Source organism: Niallia circulans (assembly GCF_003726095.1).
GTDB classification, from domain to species: Bacteria; Bacillota; Bacilli; order Bacillales; family Cytobacillaceae; genus Niallia; species Niallia circulans_A.
The window spans coordinates 1,135,353-1,159,912 of the sequence record NZ_CP026031.1; the positions used below are offsets into that span (position 1 = coordinate 1,135,353).

29 protein-coding genes are annotated in these 24,560 nt (G+C 34.3%); 19 read left to right on the forward strand and 10 right to left on the reverse strand.

Annotated elements, in window-relative coordinates; all coding sequences use genetic code 11:
• Positions 1-139 precede the first annotated feature (139 nt).
• The gene (locus C2I06_RS05350) at positions 140-751 is read left to right on the forward strand and encodes an undecaprenyl-diphosphatase (RefSeq protein ID WP_123257621.1); all 612 of its coding nucleotides are present in this window, start codon (positions 140-142) and stop codon (positions 749-751) included.
• Positions 752-898: 147 nt separating this feature from the next.
• On the opposite strand, the gene C2I06_RS05355 is transcribed toward C2I06_RS05350, so the two are convergent.
• Positions 899-1,429: a GNAT family N-acetyltransferase gene (locus tag C2I06_RS05355; RefSeq protein WP_123257622.1), complete on the reverse strand. Its 531-nt coding sequence runs from the start codon at positions 1,427-1,429 to the stop codon at positions 899-901.
• Between the two features lie 200 nt (positions 1,430-1,629).
• Positions 1,630-1,821 (reverse strand): sporulation histidine kinase inhibitor Sda, encoded by a 192-nt coding sequence (gene sda, locus C2I06_RS25750; RefSeq protein WP_123257623.1) that lies wholly within the window; start codon positions 1,819-1,821, stop codon positions 1,630-1,632.
• A 263-nt stretch (positions 1,822-2,084) separates the two neighbouring features.
• Between sda and C2I06_RS24895 the strand changes: the two genes are divergently transcribed.
• Positions 2,085-2,225: a hypothetical protein gene (locus tag C2I06_RS24895; RefSeq protein WP_163188593.1), complete on the forward strand. Its 141-nt coding sequence runs from the start codon at positions 2,085-2,087 to the stop codon at positions 2,223-2,225.
• A gap of 99 nt (positions 2,226-2,324) precedes the next feature.
• On the opposite strand, the gene C2I06_RS05365 is transcribed toward C2I06_RS24895, so the two are convergent.
• A complete protein-coding gene (locus C2I06_RS05365; protein ID WP_123257624.1) occupies positions 2,325-2,915 on the reverse strand; it encodes a hypothetical protein in 591 nt (196 codons plus the stop codon).
• A gap of 669 nt (positions 2,916-3,584) precedes the next feature.
• On the reverse strand, positions 3,585-4,136 hold the full coding sequence (locus tag C2I06_RS05375) for a ferritin family protein (protein WP_123257626.1): 552 nt from the start codon (positions 4,134-4,136) through the stop codon (positions 3,585-3,587).
• A gap of 202 nt (positions 4,137-4,338) precedes the next feature.
• On the opposite strand from C2I06_RS05375, the gene C2I06_RS05380 reads away from it, so the two are divergent.
• Both C2I06_RS05380 and C2I06_RS05385 read left to right on the forward strand, forming a co-directional pair.
• Positions 4,339-4,560 (forward strand): WYL domain-containing protein, encoded by a 222-nt coding sequence (locus C2I06_RS05380; protein ID WP_095328480.1) that lies wholly within the window; start codon positions 4,339-4,341, stop codon positions 4,558-4,560.
• A 404-nt stretch (positions 4,561-4,964) separates the two neighbouring features.
• Positions 4,965-5,276 carry a spore coat protein gene (locus C2I06_RS05385; RefSeq protein ID WP_095328481.1) on the forward strand — a complete coding sequence of 104 codons (312 nt, stop codon included), beginning with the start codon at positions 4,965-4,967 and terminating at the stop codon, positions 5,274-5,276.
• A 119-nt stretch (positions 5,277-5,395) separates the two neighbouring features.
• Here C2I06_RS05385 and C2I06_RS05390 read toward each other — a convergent pair whose 3' ends face one another.
• The 3 genes from C2I06_RS05390 to C2I06_RS24900 all read right to left on the reverse strand — a co-directional run bounded on the left by C2I06_RS05390 (position 5,396) and on the right by C2I06_RS24900 (position 6,173).
• Positions 5,396-5,506, reverse strand: a complete 111-nt coding sequence (locus C2I06_RS05390; protein ID WP_095328482.1) for a YjcZ family sporulation protein — start codon at positions 5,504-5,506, stop codon at positions 5,396-5,398.
• A gap of 209 nt (positions 5,507-5,715) precedes the next feature.
• Complete coding sequence (locus tag C2I06_RS05395; protein ID WP_095328483.1) at positions 5,716-5,817, reverse strand: YjcZ family sporulation protein; 102 nt, start codon at positions 5,815-5,817, stop codon at positions 5,716-5,718.
• 197 nt (positions 5,818-6,014) lie between these two features.
• Positions 6,015-6,173 carry a hypothetical protein gene (locus C2I06_RS24900; protein ID WP_164463630.1) on the reverse strand — a complete coding sequence of 53 codons (159 nt, stop codon included), beginning with the start codon at positions 6,171-6,173 and terminating at the stop codon, positions 6,015-6,017.
• Positions 6,174-6,474: 301 nt separating this feature from the next.
• Here C2I06_RS24900 and C2I06_RS05400 point away from each other — a divergent pair, with 301 nt between their 5' ends.
• The 6 genes from C2I06_RS05400 to C2I06_RS05425 all read left to right on the forward strand — a co-directional run bounded on the left by C2I06_RS05400 (position 6,475) and on the right by C2I06_RS05425 (position 12,706).
• Positions 6,475-7,056 carry an LOG family protein gene (locus tag C2I06_RS05400; protein WP_095328484.1) on the forward strand — a complete coding sequence of 194 codons (582 nt, stop codon included), beginning with the start codon at positions 6,475-6,477 and terminating at the stop codon, positions 7,054-7,056.
• A gap of 43 nt (positions 7,057-7,099) precedes the next feature.
• Positions 7,100-7,942: a GNAT family N-acetyltransferase gene (locus C2I06_RS05405; protein ID WP_123257627.1), complete on the forward strand. Its 843-nt coding sequence runs from the start codon at positions 7,100-7,102 to the stop codon at positions 7,940-7,942.
• Positions 7,943-7,986: 44 nt separating this feature from the next.
• Complete coding sequence (locus tag C2I06_RS05410; protein WP_095328486.1) at positions 7,987-8,511, forward strand: YfiT family bacillithiol transferase; 525 nt, start codon at positions 7,987-7,989, stop codon at positions 8,509-8,511.
• A 577-nt stretch (positions 8,512-9,088) separates the two neighbouring features.
• A complete protein-coding gene (locus C2I06_RS05415) occupies positions 9,089-11,416 on the forward strand; it encodes a xanthine dehydrogenase family protein molybdopterin-binding subunit (RefSeq protein ID WP_123257628.1) in 2,328 nt (775 codons plus the stop codon).
• Positions 11,406-12,230 carry an FAD binding domain-containing protein gene (locus C2I06_RS05420; protein ID WP_123257629.1) on the forward strand — a complete coding sequence of 275 codons (825 nt, stop codon included), beginning with the start codon at positions 11,406-11,408 and terminating at the stop codon, positions 12,228-12,230. Before C2I06_RS05415 ends, C2I06_RS05420 begins: the two co-directional genes overlap by 11 nt.
• The gene (locus C2I06_RS05425; RefSeq protein ID WP_123257630.1) at positions 12,230-12,706 is read left to right on the forward strand and encodes a (2Fe-2S)-binding protein; all 477 of its coding nucleotides are present in this window, start codon (positions 12,230-12,232) and stop codon (positions 12,704-12,706) included. The genes C2I06_RS05420 and C2I06_RS05425 overlap by 1 nt, the downstream gene beginning before the upstream one ends.
• A 49-nt stretch (positions 12,707-12,755) precedes the next feature.
• Here C2I06_RS05425 and C2I06_RS05430 read toward each other — a convergent pair whose 3' ends face one another.
• The gene (locus tag C2I06_RS05430) at positions 12,756-12,902 is read right to left on the reverse strand and encodes a DUF4021 domain-containing protein (RefSeq protein ID WP_095328489.1); all 147 of its coding nucleotides are present in this window, start codon (positions 12,900-12,902) and stop codon (positions 12,756-12,758) included.
• A gap of 79 nt (positions 12,903-12,981) precedes the next feature.
• Positions 12,982-13,545 (reverse strand): CBO0543 family protein, encoded by a 564-nt coding sequence (locus C2I06_RS05435; protein WP_095328490.1) that lies wholly within the window; start codon positions 13,543-13,545, stop codon positions 12,982-12,984.
• A 435-nt stretch (positions 13,546-13,980) separates the two neighbouring features.
• Here C2I06_RS05435 and C2I06_RS05440 point away from each other — a divergent pair, with 435 nt between their 5' ends.
• Complete coding sequence (locus C2I06_RS05440; protein WP_095328491.1) at positions 13,981-14,451, forward strand: YbaK/EbsC family protein; 471 nt, start codon at positions 13,981-13,983, stop codon at positions 14,449-14,451.
• A gap of 476 nt (positions 14,452-14,927) precedes the next feature.
• Here C2I06_RS05440 and lexA read toward each other — a convergent pair whose 3' ends face one another.
• Positions 14,928-15,548, reverse strand: a complete 621-nt coding sequence (gene lexA, locus C2I06_RS05445) for a transcriptional repressor LexA (RefSeq protein WP_047944821.1) — start codon at positions 15,546-15,548, stop codon at positions 14,928-14,930.
• A 155-nt stretch (positions 15,549-15,703) separates the two neighbouring features.
• Between lexA and yneA the strand changes: the two genes are divergently transcribed.
• From yneA to C2I06_RS05485, 8 genes are all read left to right on the forward strand, one after another.
• Positions 15,704-16,015, forward strand: a complete 312-nt coding sequence (gene yneA / locus C2I06_RS05450; protein ID WP_095328494.1) for a cell division suppressor protein YneA — start codon at positions 15,704-15,706, stop codon at positions 16,013-16,015.
• 22 nt (positions 16,016-16,037) lie between these two features.
• On the forward strand, positions 16,038-16,700 hold the full coding sequence (locus C2I06_RS05455; protein WP_123257631.1) for a YneB family resolvase-like protein: 663 nt from the start codon (positions 16,038-16,040) through the stop codon (positions 16,698-16,700).
• A 204-nt stretch (positions 16,701-16,904) separates the two neighbouring features.
• Positions 16,905-17,138: a DUF896 domain-containing protein gene (locus tag C2I06_RS05460; RefSeq protein WP_047944818.1), complete on the forward strand. Its 234-nt coding sequence runs from the start codon at positions 16,905-16,907 to the stop codon at positions 17,136-17,138.
• Positions 17,139-17,322: 184 nt separating this feature from the next.
• On the forward strand, positions 17,323-19,329 hold the full coding sequence (gene tkt / locus C2I06_RS05465) for a transketolase (RefSeq protein WP_123257632.1): 2,007 nt from the start codon (positions 17,323-17,325) through the stop codon (positions 19,327-19,329).
• Between the two features lie 183 nt (positions 19,330-19,512).
• Entirely contained in the window at positions 19,513-19,953 is a 441-nt protein-coding gene (gene sirA, locus C2I06_RS05470) for a sporulation inhibitor of replication protein SirA (RefSeq protein WP_095328497.1), read from the forward strand.
• Positions 19,954-20,039: 86 nt separating this feature from the next.
• On the forward strand, positions 20,040-20,258 hold the full coding sequence (locus tag C2I06_RS05475; RefSeq protein ID WP_016205025.1) for a YneF family protein: 219 nt from the start codon (positions 20,040-20,042) through the stop codon (positions 20,256-20,258).
• Positions 20,259-20,978: 720 nt separating this feature from the next.
• A complete protein-coding gene (locus C2I06_RS05480) occupies positions 20,979-22,733 on the forward strand; it encodes an ABC transporter ATP-binding protein (protein WP_123257633.1) in 1,755 nt (584 codons plus the stop codon).
• Positions 22,726-24,537: an ABC transporter ATP-binding protein gene (locus tag C2I06_RS05485; protein WP_123257634.1), complete on the forward strand. Its 1,812-nt coding sequence runs from the start codon at positions 22,726-22,728 to the stop codon at positions 24,535-24,537. The genes C2I06_RS05480 and C2I06_RS05485 overlap by 8 nt, the downstream gene beginning before the upstream one ends.
• Positions 24,538-24,560 lie beyond the last annotated feature (23 nt).

A 24,560-nucleotide genomic window follows, 5' to 3' on the forward strand; every position in this document is an offset into this window, starting at 1 on the left:
AAATCAAACATTATTGTCACATTAAAATTACAGTACTGTTCGTGTATAAAGAAAAATGTTATCTATTTGGAAGGAGAAAAATCGTATTTTACTTTAAATTAAAAGTCATAGTATATCAAAAGAGAGGATTTAGATATTTATGATTTTTTCAGAGGTTAATATTCACTTATTTAGGTACATTAATGATTTAGGAAAGCAATACACCTTTTTGAATATACCAATGATACTCATTGCCGAGTATATGGTTTATTTCTTAGCTATTGCAACTTTGCTGCTCTGGTTCAGTAGCAAGAAGAAAAATAGGATGATGGTATTATGTGCCGTGGTTAGTTTCCTATTTGCAGAAATTGGAGGGAAAATAGCTGGATTACTGCATTCAAATTATCAACCTTTTGAAGAGTTGTTAAATGTAAATAAATTGATTGAAAAGGCTGTGGATAATTCTTTTCCAAGCGATCATACAATTTTATTTTTTTCCATTTGTCTATCCTTTTATTTGTTTAAAAGAGGGATTTGGTTGTTTTGGGTTATTCTTGCACTTATTGTTGGGATATCGCGTATATGGGTTGGAGTACATTATCCAATGGATGTTTTCGTTGGGGCATTCATTGCGACTATGTCATCCATTTTAGTATATTTGACTTTACCAAAATTAAAGTTGACTAATCAATTTTTAGCCTATTATGAGGATTTGGAACAACGTCTTACTAGAAAAGTTTTTTCAAAAAATAAAGGTTCAAAGGATATATAACAGTTGTTTACAATAATAGTATGAAAAAATAATGCAAGCCTCCTTCTAAGCGGCTTTGCTTACTGGGATAAACGAAGTGTGAACAATCCTTCAAAAGCAACGTATGATAAATCACTCCGCTTTTGAAGGAATTTGATTAATAAAAATCTAATCTGAAGCTAAAAGTGAATACAATTGGAGATCAATAAAACGATTCTTAGCCTTTTCCGCTTTTCTTAAAGTTCCTTCGTAAGTGAAAGATAACTTTTCTATAAGTCTGATTGAATTAAAGTTATCAGGTTCGATTTTAGCTTCAATCCTATTTAGGTTTAAATCAGTAAAAGCAGATTGAATTAAACATGAAATTGCTTCTTTTGCATATCCTTGTCCCCAATGGAGTTTGCTTAATTCATATCCTATTTCCGCTTTCGCATTGTCAAAATCAATAAAATTAAAGCCACAAGAACCGATAATTTGGTTTGATTCCCGCTCAATGATGGCGTAGCGAATGGCTTTATCTTCCTTTGCTAGCTCATCTAAGAAAAAAATCATTTCTTTTGCTTGACTTTCCTCTGTGAAACTGTCGATATTCATAAATTTTGTCACTTCTGGATCCGACCAAATCGGAAATAAACTAGTTGAATCTGAGTCTCTCATTTTTCTTAATAATAGTCTTGTAGTGTGTAATTCTGTAATCAATATTTTCCCTCCATTTTATAAGTTTAGTTTGGGGTTATATATTGATATCTGTGCATAATTCAGTCCCTTCGTATTGATCTTTTTTTATTATAACAGGACTGTTATGAGAAAGAAATAAAACTAACCAAAATGCGATTAACAACCACTATATTTATGAAAGAAGTCTAATGGTAAGAGGTTAATGAGGGGGGATGACATGATTAACAGCTGATAATAAAAAAATGATACTTCTTTTTAAAGTAAGTACCATTCGTCTTTTTGATGATTAAGAGGTTTCTTTTTGTAATTTCATTTTTTAGTATTTTTACAAATTCATTTGATAATTTGAGTTTAACTGCAGAAAAGTATGCAGTCATTAAGTGATCATTACTTAATTTTCTTAATGAATCCATCGTTACAATCTCCTTTGATTGTTAATTAATGTATATTTACCCGAATTTGAGCAATATAAACTAATTATAGGGAAAATTAAGAAATCTATATTTAAACAAAGGCAGTACTGCTGCTTTCTTATTTTTTATGGTTTTCTTTATAGAAAAATTATTAATGGCACAATCATTTGTTTCACCATTTTCATACTATATATGGAAAGGACAAGCAATTAATAAATCCTTTGATTGCTTGGAGGTATTCTTTTAATAAAGGGGTGAAATTTATGCCATTTACAATTTTCGGTTTTGATTTAACTGTTACTATTTTAAATATTCCTTTTAATGCAGAATATAGTATTACTATTGGTAAAGAGCACAAAGGGAAACATCATCATGATCATCATCATCTTCCTGTAAAAGCATAATTATAATGGTTTAAGAAGGCTATAAATATGGTCTATTTATAGCCTTTCCCATGTATGCCTAGAAGAGTAACGATGAGAAGTAATCACTAAAGCAGCGGATTAGTCCGCTGTTTCATTTGGTACTAAATTTAAAAAACGGGCAAATCCAAGAAGCATATATTGTCGTTTACTATACATATCATCTATTAGTTTACAAAAGTTTTTATAAGCGAATTCGTCTTTAGCTTTTTTGCGTTTTTCTCCAAGACTTTGCAATGATTTACTAAGCTTTTCTACTTCCAAACGGTATGTTTTTTCCTTCTGTTCATATTCCTCGATTTTTGCTTTGATATTTTCCGGGATATAGGTTTCTGGAATAAGGAGCGAAACCATTGCTTTTATTTTTGGTATCTCCAGTTGATTTGCTAAATAGGTACGGTGATTCCCGTCTGTTGCAACTGTATATTTCCCATTAGGAAGCCTATATAAATGTAAATCGACGGGACATTCATCATGCCAGCCCTTTTGTTCAAGTGAATTTCGAAGTTCTTTCATTTTATCGCTGTTCTTTACTTGATTAACTGGTGTAGAAAGGCCGATGATGTCATTTGGAGATACAGATATGACACCATAATCAACTGTAACAAAAGGTTTATAAGTCTTCACTATTTGATCAAAGAGCATCCATCGTTTTCTAAATAATTTAATCAATGGAAACACCTCCTAATTAAAGCTATTTTAATTACAGGTAGTCTCATGACAACTAAATGATAATAATTATTTCAGACTATAGACAAACCTGTAAATAGGAGTTTAGTAATCCATCATTTAAAAAAAACGATTACGTATCAGAAAATTCGTTTAGTTAAATGGTATAATAAGTTAGATAGATAATAAGTAAAGAGGTAGAAATAAGAAATTATATAATTATATATGTAAACGGATTCATACAAAAAGAGAAACGATTATTTTTTTTCTTTGTCAAGTTCTCATGAAAAACAGTAATAAATCGTTATATCTATCATATAGTACGAGTGTAATCATAGAAAAAGTGGAGGTGCCATTTTACTAATATGAGTGGATTAGTGTTTTTTCAATTGATTGCCGCGTTATTAGTAGCATTTATATTTTCGTTTTTACCTATCTTAATTTTTTTTATAGTTGTCCTATTTTCAAAATTGAAAGGGTTTACTTTGTCTGGGAAGTTTACAAATAGCTATTTGTTAATCGGCACACTCTTTAGCTTAGTTGTTTTGTTCTCATTTAGTATTCCGACTGTCTTACATTATATTGGAAAATAAGCTGAATTTAAGAAAGATAGCTCCCTATGACTGAAGAATAACTTCTCCGGGGAGCTTATTAATTATAGATTAACCTCTTTTATTTCATAAAATATAAAAACCAAACGGCATGATTTTGCTCATCATGCGCGGCTCTTAAAAAAGCTTCTTTTACTTGATGGTTCGTTGTATTATAGGCGATTTCTAAATACATATCGACAGTCTCTTGTTCATCAAGAAAGGCAGCATCGATTCCTTTTCGATAATTAGTTGGACATTTTTCTTTCATTATTGGTGTGTGTTTTTTTCCTGTTAATTGAGTATATAAATTGGAAAAAGTATTATAATGTCTAATTTCATCTTTTCGAATTTCTGTTATGACTGTTTGTTCCTTTTTCGAAGGAGCGATATTTTTTAGGGTATGATAACAAGAAATGGCTGCATATTCTCCATTAATTGCTTTTGTAATTTGTGAAAGTAAATGGTTCTTTCGGATAGAAGTTTGATTAGGTTGCCTATAAAGACTGTAGGAATATGATGGTAGATTAAAAGGTGTAAAATATTTTTGATGAGGAGAATTGGATAGTTGGCTCCATTGGCTATGAGAGGAAAATGGATATCCTTCCAGCCTATGCGGTATAGCTAGGTTCATCTTAAAACTCCTTTGTTTTTGCTTTATCTTATTCTTAGTTCTGTGGAAAGTTGGTTGTCTTTATTAAAATGGGTGTCTAACAGCAAAGATAAAAAAATCTCCCCCGAAAGAGTAAAAAGTTTTTAAAATAGAACATTAGTTCGCGAACGACTTGAATAAGAACGAATGTTCTTGTATAATGAAAAAGAAGGAGGAGTTAACGATGGTAAAGCAATTAGAAAAAGCATGGAAAGAAAAAAGACCAATTGAGATTATCTATGTAAAAAAGGATAATACTGTCTCCCAGCGTACAATACTGGTGTATGGAGTCACAGACATATACATAATGGCCTATTGTCTAAAAAAGAAGCAGCCACGCATTTTCAAGTTGGGTTCCATCTTAGCAGCCTCCTTTGTAAAAAAGAGACATCCATTGTATGCTTAGAAGCTTTCTCCTGAGGAGATAGCTTTTTATTTTTGAACAGATAAGATTGAATGTTGTTGCAGATGAATGGGAGCCAGTATAGATATTTCAGACTTGTAGGGTCCTTTCTAAAAAAGGAGAATCTATCATATTAGATTGTGAATCTATAAGCTTTTGTTCTAATTAGTGAATCATTAGCTGAGATCGTTTGCTGGTATTATAAAATGCTCCGATTTCCTTGTGTTTAGCTTTATTAAAATCATCTATATTTACTAGACATATTATCCGCGTTTCTATTAATAGACTTTTCTCTTAGTAGTTCTGCATATTTTGACAAAGAATAGTATAAAAGCTCGGACAAGCATTGTTTCCTTACATAATATATATTGTAAGTGAAATTCAAAATTTGAAAGGAGCGAAAGAGAATGGGTCGTCATAATAATAATGTAGGTGGTTCAGGTAATAACAAACATTGCAATAAATGTTCTAATCGTGTTTCCCCAGTAGAAGATATCATCCATCCAACTAAAACAGTTGTTCGTACAACAACAAATGAACGCAGAATCCGTAATATTCATCCAACAGAAATCATCAATGTAAACAGAACTGTAGTTCGTAATGAAAACTTTTTCCCTGTAACAGAAAGACAAGTAAACGAAACAGTAGTGGAAGATTTTGATTGTGGAGCTGACATTAATAACTCAAATAACTGTAGACCAAGAAGAAGATTCTTCTAATGCAAGTAGGAAAGGGCACCTGTTTAAATATATATAGGTGCCCTTTTTTGTATAAGCGAGGATCTGTATTCAAAAAAGGACAAAAAAAGAAAGCACAAACCGTGCTTTCTTTTTACGGATTAATAACTTCCTAAATAGGAAGCCCCAATGATAATTAATAAAATGAACAATACAACTATTAAAGCGAAGTTACTACTGTAACCGCCGCCACCGCCATAACAATCTGACATGTGTGCCACCTCCTTCTACTAGTTACAATATATCCTATGTAAACAAGTAGAAGAGTGAATGGACAAGAATCCCATAGGTAGAACAAAAGGCTTTTTCATTAAAGGCTTACAACTAATAAATAATAGACTAGATATACTAAAAACGAAAAAAGCCTCAAGAACAATCACATATATGATTGTTCTTGAGACCTTAGTAATCGTTACATGAATTAATAACCGCCTACATAAGATGCACCGATGATAATTAATAAAATAAATAATACGACGATTAAAGCAAAGTTACTTCCAAATCCGCCTCCATATTCAGACATATCAGTCACCTCCACCTATAGATTTACTATATGATATGAAAGTGACCGACTATGGTGTGGACAAGTTCATCAAAAATTGTTAAATATGTAAAATGGCCAATAATCTTAAAAAGGAGTTGATCTAGGGAAAAATAACTGGATAGCGCTTACTTTTATATCTGAAAAGAAAAGTGTTCCATTTTATCAAAAAAATAAACCTATTGTGTGCAGACATCTTCTAATTGTGTAAGCTGAGAATTATGTACGAGTTCTACCTTAAAAACATTATAAATATCCCTAATTTCACAGTAACCTGTATCATAGCAAAATAAAACTTTGAACACTCTGCCTTTATACAAAACCTTCCCTTCTTCCATTATAAACCTCCTTGATATTAGGTGTACTTAGAGATGATTTCTAGTTTCAATTACCCAATCTTGAAATAAAATAAACCTATTTTTTATTATTTTTTTTTTGAAAAACAGGTTCCCGTTTTCTTATGTGCTATGAATCTTAGGAAAATCATAAAAATATAATAGGAAATTAGTGAAAATAAGACTTCTTTTAAGCCGTTAATCCAGTTAGAATAATAGGAAGGAGAAAATTTTTCCATTTCAACATTGTTGAACACAGGTTGGTAAATAGAAAGTGTACTATTCTTAAAATGGAGGGATCAAGGTGAAAAAAATTGCTGTGTTCTGTGGTTCAAGTACAGGTGCTTCGCCAATCTATACGGAGGAAGCAATTGCGTTAGGGAAGGAATTAGCAAGAAGAAATTTAGAACTTGTATATGGTGGATCATGCGTAGGTTTAATGGGAGCCATTGCAGACAGTGTGGTGGAAGCTGGTGGTAAAGTAATTGGTGTGCTTCCAGACTTTTTGCAAGAAAAAGAGATAGCACATCCAGCTTTAAGTGAGTTAATTATTGTTAAGTCCATGCATGAACGAAAAGCAAAAATGACTGAGCTTGCAGATGGCTTTATTACTCTTCCTGGCGGTGCAGGAACGATGGAAGAATTTTTTGAGATTTTTACTTGGGCACAGCTTGGATTACATAAAAAACCTTTAGGAATTTTGAATATTAATCATTATTACGATCCTCTTGTGGGATTAATTAATCATATGGCGGATGCGGAATTTTTACAAGAGCAATACCGTTCCATTGCGATAGTAGATTCTAATCCAAAACAATTACTTGATCAATTCACTACTTATACCCCGCCAGCCATTAAAACGTTCATTGAAGTAAGTCAATCGTAATTTTTTTACCTTTAAATTTATTCATGATAGGAGTAGAACAGCTATGTATCTAGTACAGAAGTTTTATGATTTAGAAGATTTCAAGAACGTGATGATTCCTCATTTAGAGAAAGATGAAGCGGTAAATGGATTGCCTCTTGGAATTTTAATGAACGCTAATCAAGATGTAAAGCCACCTGTAATGGCTGGCTTATATGATAATGAACAACCTGTTCTCATGTTATTGCAAACACATCCAAAACAAATCATCGTCGCAGTATTTGAGAGGATTTTGCCTAATGATTTACCACTTATTAGCAAGTTGGTACATGAAAGTATCACGGATATTCCTGGTTTAATTGGAGAGAAAGCAATTGTAGAAGAACTTGCCATTCATATTGCCTCATTACGCAACTTAAAAGTTGTTCTTGGCATGGATCAACGTATTTATCAATTGAAGGAATTAAAGAAAAAGGCAGATCATACTGGTATTTTTAGATGGGCGAATAAAAGCGATCAGGCCATCACCCAGCAATGGGTTTATGATTTCGCAGTTTCAATCAATGAGCCTATGGAAATGGACCAAGCTGCTAAACGGGCAGAAGAACTGATTGATAGTAATCGGCTAGCGTTCTGGGAAGTAAATAATCAGGTAGTCAGCATGGCTAATGCAAGCAGACCGACGAAAAATAATATAACGATAAATTTTGTTTATACACCAAAGGAATTCCGAAAAAGAGGGTATGCATCAAATTGTGTTGCAGAGCTTACACAACGATTATTATCCTCTGGATTTTCCTCTACGAGTCTTTATACGGATATAACAAATCCTACGTCCAATAAGATTTACATGGAAATTGGATATGAGCCAAAGATCGATTCTATCTTATTATTTTTGGAGAAATGAAGCTCTTTTCAAAATTACAACGTCAATAAGGAGGAATAAAAAATATGGATGAAAAATATCCAATTGGATTATTTGAATGGCAAAGCGAAATTACCGAAGAAGTCTTACAACAGTGGCTTGCTGAATTGGAGGAATATCCTGATAAACTAGCAAAAGCAGTTGTGTCTTTAAATGAAGAACAGTTAGATACTCCATATCGGGATGGCGGCTGGACAATTCGTCAAGTGGTGCACCATGTAGCAGATAGCCATATGAATGCCTATATCAGAACAAAATTAACTTTAACAGAAAAAGAGCCGACGATTAAGCCGTATGAAGAAGCACAATGGGCAGAGCTCGCCGATTCTGCACTGCCTCTTTCTGTCTCGCTCCAATTGCTTACTTCACTTCATGAAAGATGGACGTATTTACTCCGCTCCATTCTCTTTACTGATGATAGAAAAAAAGAATTTTTACATCCTGAAAATGGTAAGCAGTCGATTGAATTATTAATGGGAACGTATGCCTGGCATGGTCGGCACCATCTTGCTCACATTATCAATTTATGTAAAAAGATGGGGTGGGATTAAGAAGATAGTAGGAAAGCTCTTTCTCAGTAAACAAGGGATTATTTGAATCTGAATAGTTTTCCGAAAAGGACAATTTAATTTCGTCTCTGTGCTTAAATAGATTTCGAGAAGATAATGAAGGTTTGAACCGGAGCCGGAATACAGAAGGATTGGGTTAGTCGCGATTACTTTATGATTGCAGGCTCTCCAGTCTTGTTGCGCTGTTTTTTATGTGTATTCCGGTTACTCCGTTTAATCCTTTCATTTATAATGGAATTCTCCTCAGAATAAAAAAGTAATGGATTGTATTGTTCTAGCTACTTAATTATTATATAGTAGCCATTACCTCATTAACCTTTACAAAATTTATAGACTGTTCTTTTTTGTTTATTTTCTTCATTAGACAATGAGAATGGTTAACGGATTTTCCTCAACCATTCATAAATTTCCTTTTTTTTGCTTACACCACCTATATTTTTGAAAATATCCTCATATACATATAGAGATTTGTTTATTATTGACCAAGTTTTTTTATAATTGAATAATCTCATAAAATCCATTCTAGAATAATCTCGAGGAATAGAAGAGGAGGGGCACTGTGACGTATATTGGAAAAAGTGTTTTTCGAAAAGAATCCCTCGAAAAAGTGACAGGGAGAGCAAGGTATACGGCTGATTATCTCGCTAGTGATGCTCTACATGTGGAAATGGTGAAAAGCTCTTATGCTCATGCAAATATTCGCTCCATTGAAATAGAAGAAGCACAAAGGCTAGATGGCGTACGAGCAATAATTCTCGGAGATAATCTTCCTCTAATTGGGGAGGAAGTAATTGATCGACCGGCCCTTGCAGTTAATAAAGTTCGTTATTATGGGGAAGTAATTGCGCTTGTTGTAGCGGAAACCATTCCTATTGCCAAAAAGGCAGCACGGCTTATTCGCATTGAATACGACCCTCTACCTATTGTAAATTCACCGCTTCAAGGTCTTGAAGAAAACGCACCTCTTCTTCATGAAAATATGCTTGATTATACAAAAGACGAAGGAATATACCCTGTAGAAGGAACAAATATTATTAATCATACTAAGATCAGAAAAGGGGATATTCAGGCAGGTTTGCAAGAAGGGGAAGTCAAAATAGAATCTCATTTTTCCATTCCTTTATCCGATCATGCCGCAATGGAGACAAGAGCAGCTCTTTGTGAAATTACCGAAAGCGGGATTGTTCGAATTGTAACCAGCTCTCAAGCCCCTTATATGGTGAAAAAAATTATCAGCAGGGATTTCAAGGTGGAAACAGGGAAGGTTGTGGTGGAAACCCCCTTTGTTGGTGGTGGCTATGGTGGCAAGGCATCTGTACAGCTTGAAATTTTTGCTTTTATTGCATCAAGAGCAGTCGGTGGGCGAAAAGTTCGTTTATTTAATACAAGAGAAGAAGATATTGCGGTTTCGCCAGTACATATCGGTTTAGAAGCAACCATTCAGCTCGCTTGCACAGAGGACGGAAAACTAACAGCTGCAAAACTGAAATACGTATTTGATGGGGGCGCATATGCCGATAAATCTCCACATCTTAGTACAGCTGGAGCGGTTGATTGTACAGGACCTTATAAAATAGAGAATGTTTGGTGTGATGCTTTATGTATATATACCAATCATCCATATCCTGCTCCATATAGGGGCTTCAGTCATGGAGAGGTACATTTTGCTTTTGAAAGAGCAATGGATATGCTGGCAAAAAAAGTGAGAATGGATCCTCTTCGGTTTCGCAGGATAAATGCAATCCGTCCTGGTGATACCACACCAACACAAGTGTTGTTAACAAGCAGTAAAGTTGGAAATGTTGAAAAATGCATTGATCGATTACATGAAATGATGGAATGGGAAAAAGGACAATTAGAAGAAATTTCTCCTAATAAAGTACGCGTAAAAGGAATCGCATGCAGCTGGAAAAATTCAACTATTGGTCCTGGTGTCAGTTCGGGTGCCGTTATTACCTTTAACTCCGATGGGAGCATCAATCTTATGTCAGGCTTAGTGGAAATAGGTACGGGAACAAAAACGGTCTTGGCACAAATTTTAGCAGAGAAGATGCAAATGAAGGTGGAGAGAATTCATGTAAGAATGACGGTGGATACACAAACAGAACCAGAGCATTGGAAGACAGTAGCAAGCAGGGGTACGTTAATGGCCGGTAGAGCAGTAATGGCTGCAGCAGATGATGCCATTCGCCAACTGAAAAAAATGGGAGCAATCGTATTAAGGGCTTCAGAAGATGACATAGAGGTTGCTAATGAAACGGTATATTTACGAGATAATCCGCAAAAATTAGTGCCTTTTAAAGATATTGTTTATGGTTACACCTTTCCCAATGGCAATTCTATTGGTGGGCAAATTATTGCAAATGGAAGCTATACACTTACTGGATTAACGAAATTAGACCCTGAAACTGGTGCAGGGAATCCTGGTCCTGAATGGGCAGTCGCAGCACAAGGAGTCGAAATAGAGATAGACATAAAAACATTTCGCTACAAAATCCTTAAAGCAATAACCGTTGTAGATATTGGCGAGGTATTGAACTACAAAGGAGTACTGGGACAAATTAAAGGGGCCATGAGCATGGGCATTGCTTGGGCTGGAAGGGAAGCCTTTTATTTTGATGAGAATGGGAGGATTCTTAATCTGCAATTACGAACCTATCGGCCTCTAAGGTTTGGCGAACATCCTAAATATGAGGTAGCAATAATAAAAACACCTCATTTAGAAGCGCCGTTTGGAGCAAGAGGAGCAGGCGAACATGGTTTGATCGGTATTCCTGCAGCAATAGCAAATGCACTTTCAAAAGCAGTTAATCATGAATTAGTCCGGCTGCCTTTGACTCCAGAATCCATCTGGCGGCAGACAAAGGAGGAAGTACATGGACTTTGAATTTAAGAAGACTTCTACTATCGGTCAAGCATTTGCACAGTTTGCCAAAACAAAGACGGAAAACCGAAAACCTGCTTATTATGCTGGTGGCACAGAAATCCTCACATTACAAAGAGTTCAACAGTTAAACATTGATGTAGCCATTGATATTAAAGATATTCCAGCTTGCCTTGTTCATCAGCTGACAGAAGACTATCTTGTTTATGGTTCCTGTCTCACTCTAACTGAAATAGAGGAACATAATCATTTTCCATTACTAACAGATGTCTGCAAAGAAATTGCCGATCGTACTGCGAGAAATAAAATAACAGTTGGTGGTAATATTTGCGGTGCTATTTTTTATCGAGAGGCTGTTTTACCTTTTCTTTTGACAGACAGCATTCTTGTGCTTGCTGGCAAAAATGGATTGAGAACAGAATATATTCATGATGTTTTCCATCAGCAATTACAGCTTCCAGATGGAGAATTATTTGTGCAGGCATTTATTGAAAAAAGGTACATAACTTGTGCGTACATTGCCATTAAAGTGAGGCAGCAATGGGAAACCGGTTATCCGTTAATTACCATTGCTGCCTTAGAAATAGATGGTGAAATTCGAATGGCCTTTAGTGGTTTATGCCCTTATCCGTTCCGTTCCCTCATATTAGAAAATATAATCAATAATCGAGTGCTCAGTCGGCAAGAACGAATCAATCAAATCGTAAATCAATTACCTGGACCCATTTTAAATGATGTCGAGGGATCAGATGAATACCGTATATTTGTGCTTACAGATCTTTTAGAAAAAGTAATAGCACGACTGGAGGGAGATTAATGGTCGAAAAAGAACCTAATTTGCTGACGATGAAGTTACGTGTCAACGGGGAAAATCATTTAGTAGTCATTCCTCCATATAAAACCCTACTAGCAGTATTAAGGGAAGATTTATTTTTAACAGGATCTAAGCCTGGCTGTTTCAATGGAGATTGTGGCGCATGTACCATTATGGTTGATCAAATGGCGATGAAATCGTGTTTAATGCTTGCAATAGAAGCTGTTGGAAAGGAAGTAATAACTATAGAAGGATTAGAGAATAGTCCTCTTCAACAAACATTTATCGAGGAATTTGCTTTCCAATGTGGGTATTGTACATCTGGGTTTATTATGAACGGCCATGCATTGCTTCTAAATGAAATGAATCCTGATAAAGAAAAAATAAAAGAATGGCTAGAATCGAATATATGTCGCTGTACAAGTTATGAAGAGATCGAAACAGCGATGTTAAAAGCGATAGAAAGAAAAAAAATATAAGATTAAATGCCCCTGTAGTCTAATATGTATGCTGCAGGGGCTTTTTTAGTTATTGCTTTAATTGACTATTTGAGTTATGACGCACATCTTCTTCTTTTGTTTCCGCCATGCCGTATAAACCATTCATTTCTTGTTCATCTTCATCTAGACCTAATCGATCTTGAAAGTTCGCATTTTTTACATTAGGATCTTTCATCTTTGTTCCCTCCTTTTTAAGTTATTACTTTCGTTAGTTTGTGAAAAAATGAAAATTATATGTGATATAAAAGAAAAGGTTAATTAGGAAGTGCCTTTTTTATCTTTTCAAAAATACTTTTTAAGATAACGCCTAGTATGATAAAACCAATAAAAGATCTTGTATGGGACCAATACTCGCCTAATATAAACATTTTTCGAAGCATAAATAATGGTTCAATAATATAAGAGAATAGAATCGACCAACCTAATGTCGCTAACATAAAGTGTTTCCAATTTGTAAAATATTGATAGACAATCATAGCCGTTATCGGAATAATGACCAAATTAGCAGGAATGAGAGGACTGATAATGGGGATAATTTTGTCTGGATAGCTCCATAGCATAAACTCAGTACCAATAACATCAAGGATCATGCAAAAAGTGGCACACACCATCCCATAAGAAAAAATTTCAAAAAAACGATTTTTATCTACAAGTTTCCACCAAATAAAATAAGGAATAATGGTTGCGAGAAATAGAATCCACCAGTTCGTCGACAAAAAGTCATGCTGCAGCCAATGATCGATGGAAAGTTGAGTTAATTTTTCTTTTTCTTGTTCGATTTCAATATTGCTAGGATAGTGTAAGATAAAACTTAACATGTATGTCACCACTTTTTATCCTTGATTTGAAGAAGATTTTATAAAATTAGTATGAGTGTATTAAAAAATTATTATTAGTATTAATTTATGTATACATAAATTTACCAATAAAGAGGATATTAATAGTTATAAAGGTGGGACAACAAATGAAAAAAAGTGGAAAAAATACAAAGTTTATATTATTGGCTTATTTTATATCCTCTTTATTAATGCGTTAATTGCAGCAAGCTATATTATTGGGTTTAAGGAATTCAAAAAACTAATTACTTTCTAAACCAATTGTCTATATTGTGTCTACACAATATAGAAAGTGTCCTTTGTTAGTTAGAGGACACTTTTTTTTAGGCGTAATGGAGTGCAGGAAAAAGTATTTGAGCTGAGATCTGTTAAGTGATATATTTAAAATATTATGAAAATTCTAAAGGGGGTCCGTCATTGTCGTTAGAAAATGTACAAGCATATCTAAGTAAATGGAATAAAGAGAAAGATATACGACTATTTACAACTTCTAGTGCAACGGTTTTGGAGGCAGCTGAAACTTTAGGGGTAGAACCACAAAGGATAGCGAAGACATTGTCATTTCGTAAGGATAATAATGCGATATTAATTGTTACAGCAGGTGATGCTAAAATTGATAATAAAAAATTCAAACAAGCTTTTTCGGAAAAACCAAGGATGCTTTCACCAGAAGAAGTTTTAGAGAAAACTGGTCATGCTATAGGCGGTGTTTGTCCTTTTGGATTAACGGAAGATTTACCTGTCTACATGGATGAATCATTGAAGCGATTTAATACGGTCTTTCCGGCTTGCGGCAGTAGCAATTCAGCTATTGAATTAACCAATGAAGAACTTTATATATACGGAAATGTAGAGGAATGGGTGGATGTATGTAAGGGTTGGGAGTGATACAAAAAAGAAATTGTTTGAGCATTAATTAGAAAAATAATCATCAGCTCTTTTTTTGTATTAGCCAAATAGGTAATTGTGCAATATATATATAGGAACTTATGGACTTTATTAATATGAGAATAATTTAGTAGCTTTAAAGGGGACTGCATCGTGAGAGAAGCTTATCACTATGTGATAAGCTTCTCTCAGACTGTCGACAAACTCCTAATTCGGTAATTAGGAGTTTGTCTTAGTTTATACATATACATTCTTTTAAATAAGAGTTGATTTCCGTTGCAGGGGTTCGCTTTCCGTGGGGCTCGCGCTGAGCCGCTTCGGCCTAAAGGCCTGCAGGGTCTCAGACTGTCTCGCAGATCCCACAGGAGTCTCACCCCTTTCACTCCAATCAATGCATAATAATACCATTTGCATTTCCTAAATTCCTTTTGTCAACAAGCTTCTCTATTTTCTGCCTCTTATTCTACTATTAAATATTATTGAATATGACGATATACACCAATTACTTTTCCAAGAATACTTACATTTCGTAGGATAATCGGTTCCATGGTGCTATTCTCTGGCTGAAGGCGGATAAAATCGCGTTCTTTAAAGAATCTTTTAACAGTAGCTTCATCTTCCTCTGTCATTGCCACCACTATATCTCCATTATTTGCTGAATGCTGCTGTCTCACAATAACATAATCACCATCTAAGATCCCAGCTTCAATCATACTTTCTCCCATTACTTCAAGCATGAAAATTTGTTCATCACTTGGTGCTAGTCTTTCAGGCAGTGGAAAATATTCTTCTACATTTTCAATTGCCGTAATAGGCATACCCGCTGTTACCTTACCGACAACAGGCACATTAATAATATTATATTTTGGTATATTGCTTTCTTCTAAATCCAAAATTTCAATTGCTCTAGGTTTCGTTGGATCACGACGAATTAACCCTTTACTTTCTAACCTTGCCAAGTGGCCATGTACCGTAGAACTCGATGCAAGACCAACCGCTTCTGCAATTTCACGAACAGAAGGTGGATATCCTTTTAGCTTTACTTCTTCTTTTATGTATTCTAGTATGTCTAATTGCCTCTTTGAAAGCTTCTGCATTATATGCACCTCGTTATTTTATTCTTGCATTAATTATAGCATGTTTAAGAACAGGATACAAACATAAGTTCTATTTTATTGTTGACAGGAAACGTTTGTTCGTATTAAACTAAAAATATAAACGAACATACATTCTAAAAAAGGTGGAATTATAGATGTCTAAATTGTGGGAAAAATATTCATATACTATTATTCTTTTAATTTGTGGTTTTATAGCGTGTATAATAATTGTAGTTAATACAGGTGAAGCAGATTCTAGCAAATATTTATCGGTTACCGTGAAAAATGGGGAAACTGTCTGGGAAATATCTAATGAATATGCAGGCTCTTATAATATGTCAAAAAAGCAATTTATTAAATGGGTAGAACAACAAAATAATATCTCTGCAAATAATATTTCGGCAGGAAAAGAAATACTTATCCCAGTACGTGAAGAGGATCATCAACTAATGTTAGCATCAGAATAATAGAAAAGGAATTATAATAGTAATGAATAAGGAAAAGAATGCAATTATCTATTGTCGTGTAAGTACAGATAAAGAAGAACAGACCACATCCCTTGAAAGACAGGAAGAGGAATTATTACAATTGGCAAGTAAAATGGGCTTTGAAGTAAAAGAAATCATCTCCGAAAGAGCAAGTGGATATGATTTAGATAGAGAAGGATTACTGGAACTTTTATCAAGGATAAAGGAAAAGGATATATCGTCCATTCTTATCCAAGATGAGACAAGATTAGGCAGGGGAAATGCTAGAATAGCGATTTTACATTGTATATTAAAGGAAAATGTCAAAGTTTATAGTGTTTCTTCATCAGGAGAACTTACACTTTCTGAAGCAGATGAAATGGTATTAAAAATTGTAAGTATTGTAGAAGAATATCAGCGAAAGATACATAATTTAAAGATAAAAAGAGGCATGAGAAGAGCTGTAGAAAATGGATATCGCCCTGATAGAAACTTAAAAAACTTAGGAGATCATTCAGGAAGGCAGAAGATAGATGTTCCTATTGAAGAAGTGGTGAAATTAAAGCAAAATGGGTTAACTTTTGCCGAAATAACATCTACTTTAAAAGGATTAGGATACAGCTTTTCTAAAGCTACTATTCATAGGAGATATCAAGATTATATCGAGCAAATAAAAGAAAAGTAATGAGAAATCTTCATGTCAGTCTTTACAATAGGAAACTGCTTTTATTTATGTTATAATAGATTTCATCAAGCCAGTTACAAGTAAACTGGGCTTTTTTATTTTATTTTGCCAAAATAAAAATACACAGTTAGTGCATGATTGACAGATGATGAAACAAGTTATCTTATCGCACAACCATGAAAACTTTAATAAAAGGAGTATAATATGTATCCTAAAAATAAACTTGATCGTATAAATGAACTCGCAAAAAAGAAAAAGGAAACTGGCTTAACGCTAGAAGAAGCAAAAGAACAAACAAAATTACGCGCAGATTATTTAAAAAATTTCCGTTCAACTATGGTAAATACAATTGAAAATGTAAAAATTCTTGATCCAAATGGAACGGATGTAACACCTCAAAAGATTAAAGATATTCAAAATAAAAAGAAATTACACTGATTTTTTTCTTTAAATCTAACCTTAACATTTATATGTTAAGGTTTTTTATGTTTTCTAAAGGAAATTATGGGTAAAATACAAAATAAATGTCGAAATTATATAGTGGTGCTTCTTTCTAGTGTACATATATAGAAAAAGAATCATATTGGCTACTAAAATCAAGGAAATGAGAGGATGTTGAACATTGAATACAAAATTAGATCATTTATCTATTGCTTCAATTAGAACACTTTCTATTGACACAATCGAAAAAGCTAAATCAGGCCATCCAGGAATGCCGATGGGTGCTGCACCGATGGCCTATACGTTATGGACATCTTTTATGAATCATAACCCTAAAAATCCAGAGTGGTTTAATCGAGACCGCTTTGTTTTATCTGCAGGACATGGCTCTGCTTTACTATATAGCTTATTACATTTATCAGGCTATGATCTATCCCTTGATGATTTAAAAGGGTTTAGACAGTGGGGAAGCAAAACACCAGGACATCCAGAGTATGGACATACCGCAGGAGTGGATGCTACAACTGGACCTTTAGGACAAGGAATTGCGATGGCGGTTGGTATGGCACTTGCAGAAAAACATTTGGCAGGTGTATATAATAAAAATAATTATCCAATTGTCGATCACTTTACATACAGTATTTGTGGCGATGGGGACTTAATGGAAGGAGTATCTGCAGAAGCGGCTTCTCTAGCTGGACATTTACAGTTAGGGAAATTAGTTGTGCTATATGATTCCAACGATATTTCTTTAGATGGTGATTTGGATAAATCGTTTTCCGAAAGTGTAGAACAGCGATTTAAAGCATATGGATGGCAATATATCCGTGTCGATGATGGCAATGATACAGATCAAATTGCAAAAGCAATAGAAGAAGCAAAGAAAGATCAATCAAAGCCTACATTAATTGAAGTGAAAACGATTATTGGTTTTGGCGCACCAAATAAAGCTGGAAAATCATTAGTTCATGGAGCGCCACTTGGTGCAGATGAATTAAAATTAACGAAGGAAGCCTATAATTGGACGTTTGATGAAGATTTTTATGTTCCAGAAGAAGTTTATAATCATTTTAAAGAAAAAGTCTTTATGAATGGTGAGAAAAGAGAACAGGAATGGAAGGAACTTTTTGCAAATTACGAAAAGGAATTTCCGGAACTAGCTCAGCAATTAAAAACTGCTCTAGCAGATACATTACCACAAGGTTGGGATCATCAAATACCTGTATATGAGGAAGGCAGCAGTCTAGCAAGTCGTGCCTCTTCAGGGGAAGTTATTAATAGCATTTCAAGCGAGCTGCCATTTTTAGTTGGAGGATCTGCCGATTTAGCAGGAAGTAATAATACAATGATTAAAGGAGGAAAGGATTTTACTCCTGAAACGCCTGATGGAAGAAATATATGGTTTGGCGTTAGAGAATTTGCAATGGGTGCAGCTTTGAATGGAATTGCTCTTCATGGAGGATTAAAAATATTTGGGGGTACTTTCTTTGTATTCTCTGATTATTTAAGACCTGCGATCCGTCTCGCTGCTTTGATGGGATTACCTGTTACGTATGTTTTCACCCATGATAGTATTGCGGTAGGTGAAGACGGACCAACTCATGAACCAGTTGAGCAATTAGCTTCATTAAGAGCAATGCCTAATCTTTCTGTCATTCGTCCAGCGGATGGAAACGAAACAGCTGCTGCTTGGAAAATTGCACTTGAGTCTACAAATAAGCCAACTGCTTTAGTCTTAACTAGACAAAATTTACCGACTATTAAAGGGACAAAAGATAATGCATATGAAGGTGTATCGAAAGGTGGATATATTATATCTCCTTCTAAAACGGAAACCCCTGATGCATTATTAATAGCAGCAGGTTCAGAAGTCGGCTTAGCAGTCGATGCACAAAAAGAATTAGAAAAAGACGGAATCAATGTTTCAGTTGTCAGTTTACCAGCATGGGACCGTTTTGAACAGCAAACAAAAGAGTATAAAGAAACCGTTATTCCAAAAAACATAAAGAAGAGATTAGCAATCGAAATGGGAAGTTCTCTCGGCTGGCATAAATATGTTGGAGATGAAGGAGATGTTCTTTCAATTGAAACTTTTGGAGCATCTGCGCCAGGAAATAAAGTATTAGAGGAATATGGATTTACAGTGTCCAATGTGGTCAAACGGTTAAAATCATTACTAGAAAGTTAACTCATCAAGGATGGCTGGAAAAGAATTCTTCACCAACCAATGGGGGGATCGCATTTTCCATTCCATCCTATTTTCTTCGTTCGACAAAATAAGTCTGTTTTTTTAACACCTTGAGACACATCTTGGAGATATCCTTCTTTATAATAGAAGGAAAAGAAGTGGACAGGTTGGTGAAGATTCAGTATGAGAAGATATCAATTGTATTTAATTAAAGAAAAAATCGCTATTCACTATAATGGTAGAGAACGTTTGTTTTACAATTTATTTTCGGACCATACTAAAACAGACGATGGACCATTAAAGGAGATCCTGCAAAAACAAGTGGATTTTATTACGCTTCCTATTTCTAGATGGATGATCGAAAATCAACTATACTCCGCTTTACAAAGAAACAAGAGCTTCCGATATAAAGATGGTACTTTTTATATTGAAAACGGAAATTTAAGCAGTGCAACATTAACGATAAAAGATGATTCTTTATTTATAGAAGCAAAGGGTTACTATGATGCGGAATCCATTTTCTTTGAAATTATAAGGAAATATGAACCTTCTTTCTTAGCAATTGATGTGGAAAATGGCCGATTTGGCTGGTTAAAACCAATTAAGGAAAGAAATTTTGTCTAAAATGGAGAAATTCTGTAACAGATATTGTATAATATTATCTGGTCTAGTACACTAAAGTATAGACAACATGAAGGAGGAAAAAAGATATGCCTTGGTACGCATGGTTAAGTATTGTCGTAGCACTAATCGCCGGTATCGTTATCGGATTTTTTATTGCGCGTAAATACATGATGAACTACTTAAAGAAAAACCCACCAATTAATGAACAAATGTTAAAAATGATGATGATGCAAATGGGAATGAAACCTTCTCAAAAGAAAATCAATCAAATGATGACAGCAATGAACAAACAACAAGGGAAATAATAGGACAAGCATTCAGTAAAACCTATTTTTCTGTTTTGATAAGAGAGGATTCTGTCATTATTTATAAATAAATGGTAATTCTCATCAGAATTTCTAAACCACTTTTTTCTGATTAAATATGAAAAAAGTGGTTTATTTGTATTTTGATAATAATTTTCAATAAAAAGAAGACAAAATTTCAAGGCAGAGGGCGACAAGACATAATGGAAATCAACTCATCATTTCCCCGGAAACCGCAAGATATGACAAAAGGTTCAATAGATTCGTCAATCATGTGAAAGATACTTTATGAAGACAGCCTTGCTCTATAGCAGCTGGATATTACATTTTTTTAGTGACTAAAAAAGCCGAACAATCACAAAAATTTTGTCATTGTTCGACTTTATTTTTGTCAGAATTACATTTGTTTTAAAATAATACAACGACACTTCTGTTTTAGTTGACAGATAACTTATGACAATATTAAACTTAAGAGGTATACGAACGTACATTCGGTTATAAAGGAAGGAGGAGAATAATAAGACAAACAGCCATTCAAGCAAAAGAACAGTATTCGTTCTAGGAACCCTCTTTAATTATAGGAAGAAAAACTAATATTTCCACTCTATTAAATATTTTGAAAATATAATAAAATTTCTTTCCAGTTCCTAAATATTTTGCTAAACTAGTGAAGGGTATTTTTACATATTTAGTTGCCAACAGATAAGAGGTGTGTATGGGTTGAAAGTTTTTTTAAATTTAAAATGGTATTTTATCCAGGAGAAGAAAGCTTATCTTGGAGGGGTTTTTCTGTTGATTTTAGTTGCTATCCTTCAATTGATTCCTCCGAAAATAGTTGGTATAGTCGTTGATCATATTCAAGGAAAAACATTAAATTGGAGCAATTTATTACAGTGGACAGGCGTTTTAGTTGTTTCGGCATTAGCAATGTATGTACTTCGTTATTATTGGCGAGTACTGATATTCGGGTCCGCTGTAAAGTTAGGTAGATTATTGAGAAATCAGCTGTATAGTCATTTTACAAAAATGTCTCAGTCCTTCTATCAGCGAAATCGTACTGGAGATTTAATGGCACATGCAACAAATGATATACAGGCGATTCAACAGACAGCAGGGCAAGGGGTGCTCACTTTAGTAGATTCTTTAGCAACAGGTGGCTTTGTTATTATTGCAATGGCTACAACAATTAGCTGGAAGCTTACCCTTATTTGTTTATTGCCAATGCCATTAATGGCGATATTAACAAGCTATTATGGTTCTTTAATACATAAGTACTTTCATCAAGCTCAGGCTGCTTTTTCATCGTTAAATGATAAAACGCAAGAAAGTATTTCTGGAATGAAAGTATTAAAAACATTTGGCCAAGAAAGAGAAGATGTTGAAGACTTTCGCAGATCATCTCTTGATGTAGTTGATAAAAATATTAAAGTAGCTCGTGTAGATGCTCTATATGACCCTACTATATCCATTATTGTCAGTATTTCTTTCTTTTTAGCAATTGTATTTGGGTCACGGTATGTTATTAATGGAGAACTTAGTTTAGGACAGCTCGTTTCTTTTACTACTTATTTAGGACTGTTAATTTGGCCAATGCTGGCATTTGGATGGCTCTTTAATATTATGGAGAGAGGGAGAGCTTCATATGACCGTGTTACGGCATTAATGGAAACTAAGGTAGATATTATCAATAAGCCCGCAGCTATTACAACACCGCCAGCGGGGGATATTGTGTATGATTTAAAATCTTTCTCTTATAACCATAAAATTGATGTTCTGAAAAATATTCACTTTTGTTTGAAAAGAGGGCAGACTCTAGGGATTGTCGGCAAAACAGGAGCTGGAAAAACGACGCTTTTAAAATTGTTATTTAGAGAATATGACCATTATGATGGAAAAATTATGATTAATGGAACAGAAATAAAGGAAATGGGTTTAGATGCATTGAGAGTATCCATTGGATATGTACCACAGGAACATTTTCTGTTTTCTGCCAGCATCCGAGATAATATTGCTTTTACTAATCCCAATACTTCAGAGGAAGAAATTCATAAGGCCGCTGTATTAGCAAATATTCATGATGATATTCTTGGATTCACAGATGGTTATAATACAGTAGTTGGCGAAAGAGGAGTATCTTTATCAGGGGGGCAGAAACAACGCATTTCAATCGCGAGAGCACTCCTGATGAATCCGGAAATACTTATCTTAGATGATTCTTTATCAGCAGTCGATGCAAAAACGGAAGAACGTATTCTGACAGCTCTAAAGGAAAATAGGGAAGGTAAAACAACGATTATCACTTCCCATCGATTAAGCGCTATTGAACATGCTGACCTTATTATCGTACTAGATGAAGGGGCAATTATTCAAAGTGGGAACCATCAACAGCTTGTGAAGGAAAGCGGCTGGTATAAAGAAATGTACCATCGCCAGGCTTTAGAAGTAATGGTAAGCATGGGGGATACAAATGGATAAAACTATTAAACTCACAAGTGAACAGCAAAGAAAAGTATTATTTCGATTACTAGGTTATATAAAACCACATAAAAAAGCGGTAATGATTGCATTCTGTCTCTTAATTTTATCGACATTGGGAGAATTAGCTGGACCATATTTAATTAAAGTCTTCATAGATGATTATTTAACACCAAGAAATTTAGCCGTTCAGCCATTAACTGTTTTGGGAATTACCTATATTTTCATTCAAATCATGAATGTAGTAATTATGTATTTTCAATTATATAAGTTTCAAGAAATTGCTTTATATATTATTCAGCAGCTTCGGGTTGATATATTTTCGAAGATTCATACACTTGGACTCCGCTATTTTGACAAAATACCCGCTGGAAGTATCGTTTCGAGAGTAACAAATGATACAGAAGCAATTAAAGATATGTTTGTCAGTGTCCTTGCAACCTTTATTCAAAGCGGATTTATGATTTTTGGTATTATCATTGCTATGTTTGTTTTGAATGTTAAGCTTGGGGCAATTTGTTTAATTTTACTGCCAATCTTAGGATTTATTATTTATACGTATCGGAAATATAGCTCAAGCTTCTACCAAGATATAAGAGAACGATTAAGCCAATTAAATGCAAAACTTAGTGAATCTTTACAAGGAATGAATATAATCCAAGTATTTAGACAAGAAAGAAGATTGAAAAATGAGTTCGATGATATTAATACTAAGCACTATCAAGCAGGAATGCGTAATATTAAGTTAGAAGGGTTACTCCTCAGACCTGCCATTGACCTTGTTTACGTACTTGGGCTTATTCTTGTTTTAAGCTATTTTGGGATATCTTCTTTTAACAATCCGATTGAAATTGGGGTATTATATGCCTTTGTAAGTTATTTAGATCGTTTTTTTGAGCCAGTCAATAATATGATGATGCGCCTATCACTTTATCAACAAGCAATTGTATCTGCCTTTCGCGTATTTACCGTATTAGATGAAGAAGGTATAGAGCCATCTTTAGTTGCTGATAGCAAAAGTAAAATTGAGAATGGTGTGATTGAATTTAAGGATGTCACTTTTTCATATGATGGGAAACAAGATGTGTTGAAAAACATCTCATTTACGGCTAAAGAAGGGGAAACTGTTGCATTAGTAGGACATACAGGAAGTGGAAAAAGTTCTATTGTCAATCTACTTATGCGGTTTTACGATTTTGGAAAAGGGGAAATTCTGATTGACGGCAAATCATTAAAGTCTTTCAGTAAAAGAGAACTTCGGGAAAAAATGGGGTTAGTACTTCAAGATCCATTCCTATTTTATGGAACAGTAACAGATAATATTCGTTTATATAATAAGGAAGTAACGGAGAAAGAAGTTATCGAAGCAGCTAAGTTTGTGCAAGCTAATCAATTCATTGAAAAGCTAGAAGATCAATATAATCATAAAGTGGTAGAAAGAGGTTCTGCTTTTTCAAGTGGACAGCGCCAGCTTATTGCATTTGCGAGAACCATTTTGACAAATCCGAAAGTACTAATATTGGATGAAGCAACAGCCAATATTGATACAGAAACGGAAGAAGCTATTCAACTTGCATTATCGAAAATGCGTAAAGGCAGAACAACCATCGCCATCGCTCATCGTCTTTCTACCATCCAAGATGCAGATTTAATCTTAGTGCTTCACAAAGGAAACATTGTGGAAAAGGGTAACCATCAACAACTTCTGCAACAAAAAGGATTGTATTATAAAATGTATCTACTACAAAATGGAGCTGCCGATTCTATTGAAGAGACAGTAGAGCATAAAGTGGAACTCACATAGAAAGGTGATTTAACTTTAGAATG